The sequence below is a fragment of the Motilimonas thetidivivens genome, assembly GCF_046452435.1.
Taxonomy (GTDB): domain Bacteria; phylum Pseudomonadota; class Gammaproteobacteria; order Enterobacterales; family CBDFNC01; genus Motilimonas.
Window position 1 is genome coordinate 51,549 of sequence record NZ_JBKFDK010000004.1, and the last position, 9,951, is coordinate 61,499.

Below are 9,951 nucleotides of genomic sequence, written 5' to 3' on the forward strand. Positions count from 1 at the left end.
AATGAGCCAAAAAAACACTCAACCAGTTTGTATAAAAAGGAATTATCGATGAATAGACGCCAGTTGGTGACACGCTTACTGATTTTACTCGCCTTTGCTGTTGCCGCTAGCCTCTATTTGTTGTTTTTTCATGTAAAGTCACAGCATCATGTGTCAGCAAAAGACGGCTGGTTAATCGGTTTAGAGCAACTCCCCTATGCCAGACAACTCTCGGCCCAACAAAACAAGCCCTTGTTTATCTACTTTACTCGCACTCCTTGTAAAGACTGTGATGATTTTGAAGATGAGTATTTAACCTTACAGAGCATTCGTGCCCAGCTGGACCCGGCGATAAAACTGAAAATCAAGGTGGATAATGACAACACCCAAATGCAAGCTTTATTAAAGCGCTATCAAATTATTCGTTTACCCGCCATGGTGATCAAACACAGTCCCGAGACAGAAGCTATTCGAGTGCATGTTTTAATGGACTTACAACAAGTATGGCTACCCATACCCGATTACAAACGGGGCAACTACACGCCGCTATCCGAAACAACCCTAAATGTTGCAGTTGAGCGTACCTTTGCTATTGCCAAAGATTTAGCCGTACAGCAAACCGAGCCGAAATAAACGCTTGATGGAAATAAGAAATCTAACTAAGAAATGGGGTAAAGCGAAGTCAATGGCAATCCTTGCCGTTAGCGACACAATATAATTAAATTGCCGACTACTTTTTCAATTCAATATGTAAAGGTGCCACGTTCGCCGTATTCAGATTTGCATTGACCTGCAAGCGGCTGGTATCAGCATTTACCGGTGTTGTCTCGGCTTGAGTCATAAAGGTATGAAGTAAAAACAAGCTTACAAAAATGATCCCACCCACGTTTCTCAGTAAATGTAACAGCGACATGACATACCTCCCTTGATGATTTTTACTTTGTTATTGACATAAACAAGTTTAGATAAAAAAACATCAAGGGGGACTTCATTGGTCGCTTAATGCTGCCATTCGTCGGGTTGAACGTGATAGTAGGCGGCTAAAATTTGGTATAGCTCTGGGTGTTTTTGCTTAAGTTGAGCCGGCTTTTCAAAAAACGTTTCCGTCACTACGGCAAAAAACTCGGCGGGCTCACTTGCACCATAATCATCCATCACGCTTTTTAAGCCATGCATATGATTTTGTTGCAACTGTGCAAACTCTTTGGTCATTACCTTAGCCCAAGTTTTATAAGCATTCGGAGATTCCAAATAAGGCGCGCCATTGGTTGAACCGTCTTCTGAGTCCAACTGATGAGCGAACTCATGCAACACGACATTATGGCCATCTGTAATATCCATAGCGCCTTTTTTAACATCGTCCCAAGATAAAACAATCCGTCCATTGCCCCAAGATTCACCCGCAAGGCCTTTTTCGGCAACACTAACTAAGCCATTTTCATCCACTTGAGTATGAGCGGCGATAAACGCCGCAGGGTAAACCAAAATGGATTTTAACTTCGCAAACTCACTGGTTTTACGATTCAGCAATAGCAAGCACGCTTGCCCTGCTATGGTCACCTTGATTTCATCGGTCATTTCTAAATCTTGGCAAGGGTAGAACTTTTTCCGATGGATAAAGCTGTTAACCAGCAAATGTAATTGCATTTTTAATTCATCGGGCAAAGCACGATACAACGGCACATTGCGCATAAGAATGTCCTGCCACTGGGCAGGAAACTCGGCAAAGCGCGCCTTTCTATCCTTATAAACGGGTAGAAACAGCAAAATGCTTAAGATGATTAAACCAAAGGTGATAAACACGGCATTCATGGTTGGTTCCTATTGCTTAGACGATTTAACATTGCTCAAGAGCAGCGCTAAAGTCATCCAATAAATCTTGCGTATCTTCAATACCAATAGAGCAGCGGATCATGTTTTCACTGATGCCCATGGCTTGGCGTGCCGCTAACCCCATTTCAAAATAAATAGTAGAAGCAACGGGTAGCGCTAAGGTGCGGTTGTCACCTAAATGAGTAGCACTGATAACACATTGTAATTTGTTTAAAAATTCACAACAGTCAATGCCATCAACTAAGTCAAAGCTCAAAATGGCACCAAAATCACGGAATAAGTTTTTTGCTCTTTGATGCTGAGGGTGATCGTTTAAGCCCGGGTAATACACCTTAGCAACCTTAGGGTGCGCATCCAATAATTTTGCTAAACTCATGGCGTTATGACACTGACGTTGCATTCTTAATGCTAACGTATCCGAGCCAACGGAAAGCAGATGAGCCGCCTCAGAGCTTAAACTTCCGCCCATATCCCTAAGCCCTTTCTTCTTGATTTGGTTAATCCCCCACAGCTTGCTATCGCCCTTACGGTAACCGGCAAAAATGTTGTCGTATTGGCTCCAATCAAACAATCCTGTATCGGTGACGCTGCCACCAAGGGCATTACCATGGCCGCCAAAGTATTTTGATAATGAGCTAATGATCAAGCTGGCATGAACCGATTTAGGCTGGAATAAATATGCCGAGGTCATGGTGTTATCAACGGCGTAGATAAGGCCCTCGGCCAAACAAAACTCACCAATTTCAGCCAGTGCGGCAATTTGAGTGACTGGGTTAGCGATGGTTTCAACAAACACCATTTTGGTGTTGGCCTGTTTGGCGGCTTGCACCTCTTCTATGTTGGTGGCATCAACTAGGCTAACTTCAATACCATAACCTTGCAAAGTTGCCATCACACTCGATGTATTACCAAACACAAAACGACTACAAATCAGGTGGTCACCCTTTTTTAATAAGGTTAAAAATGCAGCGCAAATGGCCGCCATGCCAGTGCCAAAGACTAAAGTGGCCACGCCCTGCTCTAACTGACAGATTTTATGACTTAACGCATCCATAGTTGGAGTAGACTGGCGAGCATAGGCGTGTCCCGCTTGCTTGCCTTGAAACACATCCACGAGATCGTTAACGTCTTGATAGCCATAAGGCACCGAAGGGTGAATTGGCGCATGGATCGCACCGTATTCCAGCCCAAGTAAGCGATCACTATGAATAAGTTGAGTGGTAAATCCTTTGGATGACATTTTTTTTATCCTTGACCGTGAGTTCATGTTAAGAGAATGATAAACTGACTCGCAGCTTTATTATTAATCTTGAGCAAACAATTTACTCCAATCGCCATCATTATGAAAAAAAAACTAGCGATGATCGGTAAGTAATTAAAAATTTAAGCGTATACCCAAGTTACTTCAAGATGCTTGTTCAGCGAGAGTTTGTAGACTGTTAGGCGCGACGCTGATTTGAGACATAGTGATTCACGGTTGTTAAACTACGTTGAAAATCAGCAACAAAGCATAACAGCCTACAAAACTCGCCCTTTGGGAGCCGCTCATTTTGTCCATTTTGTCGTTAAAAAGCCTCGAAAGGGAATGCCATTCCTTCGTCTTTTTGCCTCAAACTGAACAGAATGAGCGGCTCTGAATCCTGCATCTTGAAGTGTCTTGGGTATATAAATAGCATTATCAGCACAAAACAATAAGCCATAGCTGTAATGCAGCCACATCAAGGATGTTAAAGTGAAGTACCAAATTATTGCCGGGATTATTTTATCTCTTGGCGCCGCTCTCTCTGTTGGTTCATGGCACTATCTTAAACGCTACGAAAATCAAGTTATTGGTTCGGAAGTGGCCAGCCAAAGCCACAACATTGCCAAAGTCATCAAGGTGCAGCTCACCGAGCAAGTGCAATCTTTAAAACGCATGGCAAAGCGCTGGGAATACAACAACGGAACCCCGTTCGATCAATGGCTGTTTGATGCGATGAATTTTATGACTTACGAGCAGGCCTATCACAGCTTAGCTTGGGTCGATAAATACAATCAAATCCAGTGGGTTGCTCCCATCAGGCAGGTCAGCGAAGTAAAAAAATTGCTTAGTGAAGTGAGCCAATACCACAATAATGCCTTGGCTCAAGCCAAACAAAGCCAAACCGTTGCGATTTCACAAAGCTTAGAGCTAGCCCAAGACGGCAAAGGCTTTGTGGTGGTTCTTCCGCTTTTCCCCAAGGGCGAATTTGATGGTTATCTCATCGGTATCTTTAGCTTTAATCAATTGATGAGCGTGATCCTTGAAACGGGTCATTTTGATACGCCGATAACCATGATGGAAGCGGGCCAAATTGTTTATCAACAAGTCCCAGAAAATACTCGCGTCGACCAAAACATGTTACAAACTAAACTGCCTGTATTTGGCCGCCAATGGGAAATCTATAACTGGCCTTCTCAATCTGTGTTATCGAGAAGCAAAAGCCTATTGCCCGCCATGGTATTAACCTTTGGTTTATGCATTTCCTTCTTACTTTCATTTTCTTTCTACTTTGCCAGACAAGTTGAGCGTAAAAAGCACGAGCTAGAGATGAAAAATGAAGAATTACGACTAAAAAACAAAGAGATTGCCAACACACAATCACAATTAGTGCATTCGACTAAATTAGCTTCGTTAGGTGAAATGGCAACCGGTATTGCCCATGAGCTTAACCAGCCCTTGCAAGTCATCAGCATGAACGCTGAAATGGGCCCCGAATTCCTTGCCCAAAATAAAACCAATCGCGTGGTCAAATCGTTCACCGACATTATGCAGCAAGTCGACAGGGCACAAAGTATCATTAAGCAGCTACGTTGCTTTGGCCGTGATTCGGCTCACGATGAGCATCAAAGTATCAGTTCTGAGGAGCTAATAAAAAGCAGCTTAATGTTTCTAAAACGCCAATTTACCAGCAAGAATATTGAAGTCAGAGAAAATATAGCCCCAGCCTTGCCGCAAATAAAATGCAACAAGGTTCAAATCGAGCAAGTACTGTTAAATCTTCTCGTTAATGCCCGCGATGCCGTAGAAAATAGCGAAGTAAAAGTGGTTGGGATTAAAGCCTTTCAAAAAGACCGTCGACTGTTAATCGAAGTCTATGATAGCGGCTCGGGGATCCCAAGCGATGCGATAGACAGGATATTTGATCCTTTCTTCACGACCAAAGAGGTAGGTAAAGGCACGGGACTGGGCTTGTCTATCAGTCATGCCATCATCGAGCAACACGGCGGTGATATCTCGGTAGAAAGTGAACAAGGAAAAGGGACACAATTCCTCGTTCAATTACCATTGAATTAAAGAACACCAGATCTTGAGAGAGCAATAATGTTAATTTACGTTGGCAGTTATAACTTAGCCAATCAACCCAGTATTCACGGGATCAAACTGTGCCAAATTAATGAGCAATGGCAGCTACAGCCACAGACCACTGTTGACTCGATAGCAAGCGCCAGTTATTTACATTTTGATAAGCCAAATCAACAGTTATTCGCCGTGAGCGAAATTGATACCGCCGCTGATCAAGCCAGTGGTTGGATCGCTCAGTTTGATTTAAGCCAACCGCTACAGCCTAAACTTATCGCGCAACAGCTAAGCCAAGGCAGCCATCCTTGCCATTTAGCCTTACATAAACTTGGCCTAGTTTGCTCAAACTACAGTGGCGGTAATCTTGCTTACTTTAACATCTTAGGCCAAACCCCACTCGATAAGGCTGCGCAACTGTTTCAACATCATGGTTCGAGTATCATTTCAGAGCGGCAAAGCCAAGCCCATATACACAGCGCAAGCATATCACCGAATGGCGCTTGGATTGTGGTTGCAGACTTAGGCTGTGATACCTTAACCACCTATGGTTTTGACCAAAACCAAGGGTTACAAAAGGTGGCAAGCTTTAACATGCCCGCGGGAAGCGGACCACGCCATTGTGCGTTTCACCCAAGTGGAGCCTACCTTTATGTTGCCAATGAACTCAATAACAGCATCAGCCAACTCAGCATTTCTGAAGCTGGCGAATTAGCTTTGATAGAAACCTTAGCCGCCACCGACACAGATACCCTTAACTACCCTGCAGAAATCGCCTTAGATAGCGCGGGGAAATTTTTATATGTCAGTAATCGCGGTGACGATTCAATTAGTTGCTTTAGCGTAGAGCCAACTCTGCTGCAACTTAAATACATGGCAAGCTGTCCAAGTGGCGGCAAGTTTCCTCGTCATTTTGCCATCAGTCCAGATCAGTGTTCATTAGTGGTCGCTAACCAGCAAAGTAATTCCATTAATTTACTGTTAAGGGATCCTGATACAGGCCATTTAACCCTGACCGACACGGCTTATGAAGTTAACGCCCCGTCTTGTATTTGCTTTATCGATTAGCCGAGAAAAAACCAACGCTTAGAGTGAGTAGAGCGCACACAAAAAGCCCAACCCTTAGGTTGGGCAAAGGGCATAGCAGTTGACAAGCACTTTGCTTACAAATTAGAGAACACACAAAATAAATTGAGCAGAGCAAGCAAAAAAAAGCCCAACGCAGAGGTTGGGCAAAGGGGATGGTGACAAGCACAATAGAAACAGGATATACAAGTAGAACTAAAAACAATTAACGCAAAAACAAATTCAAACACACAACAAACTAATCATTACATGGGGTTGATGACCTTCTCGCCATTACTCCATACCACTTTGTCTTTACTTGGCCGCTTAGCTCCGCGGACAGCAGTAATACACAACAAAACAACTCCCATGAACAGCTGCAAGCCGAGTAGCAAAACTAAAAGTGGCAGTGCTAAGACAAATAAAGACACTAAAACAAGGCTTCTTAGCACGGCCTGAAAACCACCACCAGATTGACTCTGACGCAGTACTTGCACATAAGACGAATAAGATTTCATAACGCTCCTTTATTGCTCACTTTTACCCTTTACGTTTTAGTTCAAGTAAAAAAGCAGCAACCTTGATGAAGTTGAGCTCATCTTATAACCCCATTAGTAAATATCCGGTGTTTATAGGATTAACTTTCGTTAATTAGTAAAAAGAATAATCAACTAGAAAGAACAACTGGTTGTAAAGATTGTGATGACTATGGGATCGCCATAAAAACGACAACTAAAAGTCAAACACGTAATTGCGCCAGCTATACATAGCTGATATAAACAAGCATTTATTTTTGATTAGTTGATCATCTTTAGCATAAAAATTTTTTTATCCGAGGTAAGGATTAGATAATGAGCATGTTTTTAAATCTTGCATTCAGTTTTCCAACTGCCATCTTTACCGCCTTTGTGCTGCTTTTTTCGCTTTATTGGCTCGCGACTGTCATCGGTATGACAGAAATCGAGATGCTCGACTTTGACGTCGACGACTCATTCTTAGATTTTTCGGGCTTGATGGCAAAGCTCAAACTAGATGGCGTGCCCGTCACCATCGCGTTGTCTTTACTGTTTTATTTTTCTTGGGTAGTTAGCTTAATTATCCAAAACCAACTTAACCAACTTGTTGAACCCGGTTTGGCTTACTACGGCTTAGGTGCTATCGCCATGTTATTCAGCCTATTAATCGGTGATGTCATTGCCAGTCAATGCGTTAAGCCGTTACGCAAGGTGTTTCGCGATCAAGAAGTGTTAAGTAAGCAAGATCTTGTCGGTCAAGTGGCCATTGTTCGAAGTACCAGCGTCACCGATAGTTTTGGTGAAGCCAACTTCAATGATGGCGGCGCAGGAATCATTATAAAAATCAGAGCACACCAACCCAATCAACTTAATCGTGGCGACTCAGTGTTACTGGTGGAATACTTGCGAGAGCAAGATTCCTACATTGTCACAGCCCATTTGTAATCATTGTTTTAGGGAAAAACTATGTTAGATATCACTACCATATTGATCATCGTCGGCATTGGCTTCGGGATTTTGTTAGGCTTTGCTTTATTAGTCAAAGCGTTTTACATCAAGGTGCCACAAGGTACCGCCTTAATCGTCAACACCACACAAGCCATTCCTAAGGTACGCTTTACCGGTGCTCTTGTGATCCCCGTGATCCACAAGATGGAAAAAATGCGTATTTCATTGATTACGCTTGAAATAGATCGCCGAGGTAAAGATGGCCTTATCTGTTTAGACAACATGCGCGCCGACATTACCGTTGCCTTTTATTTACGGGTTAACGAAACAGCGGAAGATGTGCTAAAAGTTGCTAAATCCATCGGTGCCGATCGCGCTTCCGATAAAGATGCAGTGAACGAGCTATTTAATGCCAAATTCTCAGAAGCCTTGAAAACCGTAGGTAAAAAAATGGAGTTCTTGCAACTATTTGAAGAGCGAGCATTTTTCCGTGATGAAATTGTTAAAACCATAGGTAATGACTTAAACGGTTATGCGCTGGAAGACGTCGCCATTGATTATCTAGAGCAAACGCCGAAATCAGCCCTCGATCCAAACAACATCATGGACTCGGAAGGTATTCGTAAAATCACTGAAGTCACTTCAAGAGAAAACGTCAAAACCAACGAATACATTCGCGATGAAGAGCGCGCCATCAAGAAGAAAAACGTTGAAACCATTGAGCATTTACTAGTGCTTGATCGCCAAGAGAAAGAAGCGCGAGCGAAACAAGAGCGTGAAGTCGCCAACATTAAAGCGCGCGAGAAGTCTGAACAGCTTAAGGTGGAAGAAGAAGAGCGCCTCAAGGCCGAATCAGCACGTATTCAAACCGAACAAAATATTGCCATTCAAGAAGAAAATAAATTACGTGAAATTGAAGTTTCACAGCAAAACCGCGAACGCGCCATCGGCGTGGAGCAAGAGCGAGTGCAACGCGCTAAGGATCTTGAAGTGGTCTCACGCGAGCGTGAAGTCGCGCTGCAAACCATAGAGAAAGAGCGCGCCCTCGAAGTTGAGAAGAAAGAAATCGCCAACGTAGTACGTGAGCGTATCGCGGTTGAGAAAACCGTGGCAGAAGAAGAAGAGCGCATTAAAGAAGTACGTGAAGTGTCTGAAGCCGATCGTAATCGTCAGGTTGTTATTCTGCAGGCCGAAGCGCAAGCTCAAGAAGAGCTAGTGAAACAGGTTAAACAAGCCGAAGCCGATGAAATTAAAGCCCGTCACGAAGCGCAAAAAATCATGACCATGGCCCAAGCCGACCTCGAAGCCGCAGCGAAAAATGCCGATGCCATGAAGAAAATGGCCGAAGGTCTCGAGGCTGAAAACTCAGCGCCTGGTTTGGCTGAAGCGCGTGTGAAAGAAGCCCTAGCCGATGCCCTAGAGAAAGAAGGCTTAGCCAAAGCTAAGGTTGAGCAAGAAACCTTAATCGCTCGTGCTCAAGGTGATGAGCAAGTCGGCCTAGCGAAAGCGCGCGTACTGGAAGCCAACGCCAGTGCCAAAGAAAAAGATGGCCTTGCGGAAGCGAAAGTATTGGCAGAAAAACTCAGTGCACAAGCGCAAGGTGACAAAGATATCGGCCTTACTCAGGCCATGGTATTGGCTGAGAAACTCAGCGCGCAAGCCAAAGGTGATAAAGACATTGGCTTGGCCAAAGCCCTTGCTTCTCGCGAGCTAGGTGTCGCAGAAGCCGAAGTACTGGCACAGAAACTGTCTGCGCAAGCCAAAGGTGATAAAGAGCAAGGTATGGCGGAAGCAGACGTGTTAAGTGCGAAATTCCACGCCGAAGCACAAGGCCTGGTTGAGAAATTCAGTGCCATGGCAACCATGTCCAAAGAGGCTCGCGAGCACGAAGAGTTCCGTATGCAGCTTGAAAAAGACTTTGAGCAAGCTATGCAAGCCATTAGCGTTAATAAAGACGTTGCAGTGCAGCAAGCTCAAGTACTGTCTTCAGCTCTTGAAAAAGCCAACATCGACATTGTGGGCGGCCAAGGCGATTACTTTAACTCATTAAGTAAAGCCCTGACGGTCGGTAAATCCATCAATGGTCTGGTCGGTAAAACGCCTTCGGTTGCGGCATTGCTGAATAAATTCATTGGCGGTGAAGAACCATCACAAGTATCACCAGAGCAAACAGCAAAGCAAAACTCATCTGATGTGTTAGGTGGCTTATTAAACGAAAAAGCCAAAGCAAACCAAGCAACCACTGAGTCTAAAGACGCTTAGGTTGCGATTGTTTGTCTGCCGACTTGAGCT

The 9,951-nt window shown here is 44.0% G+C and carries 9 protein-coding genes; 5 read left to right on the forward strand and 4 right to left on the reverse strand.

Annotation, left to right across the window (positions count from 1 at the left end; translation table 11 throughout):
* Positions 1–48: 48 nt before the first annotated feature.
* A complete protein-coding gene (locus ACK8OT_RS04490; protein ID WP_410195315.1) occupies positions 49–612 on the forward strand; it encodes a DUF6568 family protein in 564 nt (187 codons plus the stop codon).
* Between the two features lie 97 nt (positions 613–709).
* Here the strand turns inward: ACK8OT_RS04490 and ACK8OT_RS04495 are convergent, their stop codons facing one another.
* From ACK8OT_RS04495 to ACK8OT_RS04505, 3 genes are all read right to left on the reverse strand, one after another.
* Positions 710–892, reverse strand: coding sequence for a hypothetical protein (locus tag ACK8OT_RS04495; RefSeq protein ID WP_410195316.1), 183 nt, complete (start codon positions 890–892; stop codon positions 710–712).
* Between the two features lie 86 nt (positions 893–978).
* Positions 979–1,791, reverse strand: a complete 813-nt coding sequence (locus ACK8OT_RS04500) for a M90 family metallopeptidase (protein WP_410195317.1) — start codon at positions 1,789–1,791, stop codon at positions 979–981.
* 25 nt (positions 1,792–1,816) lie between these two features.
* Complete coding sequence (locus ACK8OT_RS04505) at positions 1,817–3,052, reverse strand: cystathionine gamma-synthase family protein (RefSeq protein WP_410195318.1); 1,236 nt, start codon at positions 3,050–3,052, stop codon at positions 1,817–1,819.
* 492 nt (positions 3,053–3,544) lie between these two features.
* Here ACK8OT_RS04505 and ACK8OT_RS04510 point away from each other — a divergent pair, with 492 nt between their 5' ends.
* Both ACK8OT_RS04510 and ACK8OT_RS04515 read left to right on the forward strand, forming a co-directional pair.
* Complete coding sequence (locus ACK8OT_RS04510) at positions 3,545–5,128, forward strand: ATP-binding protein (RefSeq protein ID WP_410195319.1); 1,584 nt, start codon at positions 3,545–3,547, stop codon at positions 5,126–5,128.
* A gap of 27 nt (positions 5,129–5,155) precedes the next feature.
* Positions 5,156–6,199 carry a lactonase family protein gene (locus ACK8OT_RS04515; RefSeq protein ID WP_410195320.1) on the forward strand — a complete coding sequence of 348 codons (1,044 nt, stop codon included), beginning with the start codon at positions 5,156–5,158 and terminating at the stop codon, positions 6,197–6,199.
* A 263-nt stretch (positions 6,200–6,462) separates the two neighbouring features.
* Here ACK8OT_RS04515 and ACK8OT_RS04520 read toward each other — a convergent pair whose 3' ends face one another.
* Positions 6,463–6,714 carry a hypothetical protein gene (locus tag ACK8OT_RS04520; RefSeq protein WP_410195321.1) on the reverse strand — a complete coding sequence of 84 codons (252 nt, stop codon included), beginning with the start codon at positions 6,712–6,714 and terminating at the stop codon, positions 6,463–6,465.
* 333 nt (positions 6,715–7,047) lie between these two features.
* Between ACK8OT_RS04520 and ACK8OT_RS04525 the strand changes: the two genes are divergently transcribed.
* Both ACK8OT_RS04525 and ACK8OT_RS04530 read left to right on the forward strand, forming a co-directional pair.
* The gene (locus ACK8OT_RS04525; RefSeq protein ID WP_410195322.1) at positions 7,048–7,656 is read left to right on the forward strand and encodes a hypothetical protein; all 609 of its coding nucleotides are present in this window, start codon (positions 7,048–7,050) and stop codon (positions 7,654–7,656) included.
* Positions 7,657–7,677: 21 nt separating this feature from the next.
* The gene (locus ACK8OT_RS04530; protein ID WP_410195323.1) at positions 7,678–9,921 is read left to right on the forward strand and encodes a hypothetical protein; all 2,244 of its coding nucleotides are present in this window, start codon (positions 7,678–7,680) and stop codon (positions 9,919–9,921) included.
* Positions 9,922–9,951: the final 30 nt, after the last annotated feature.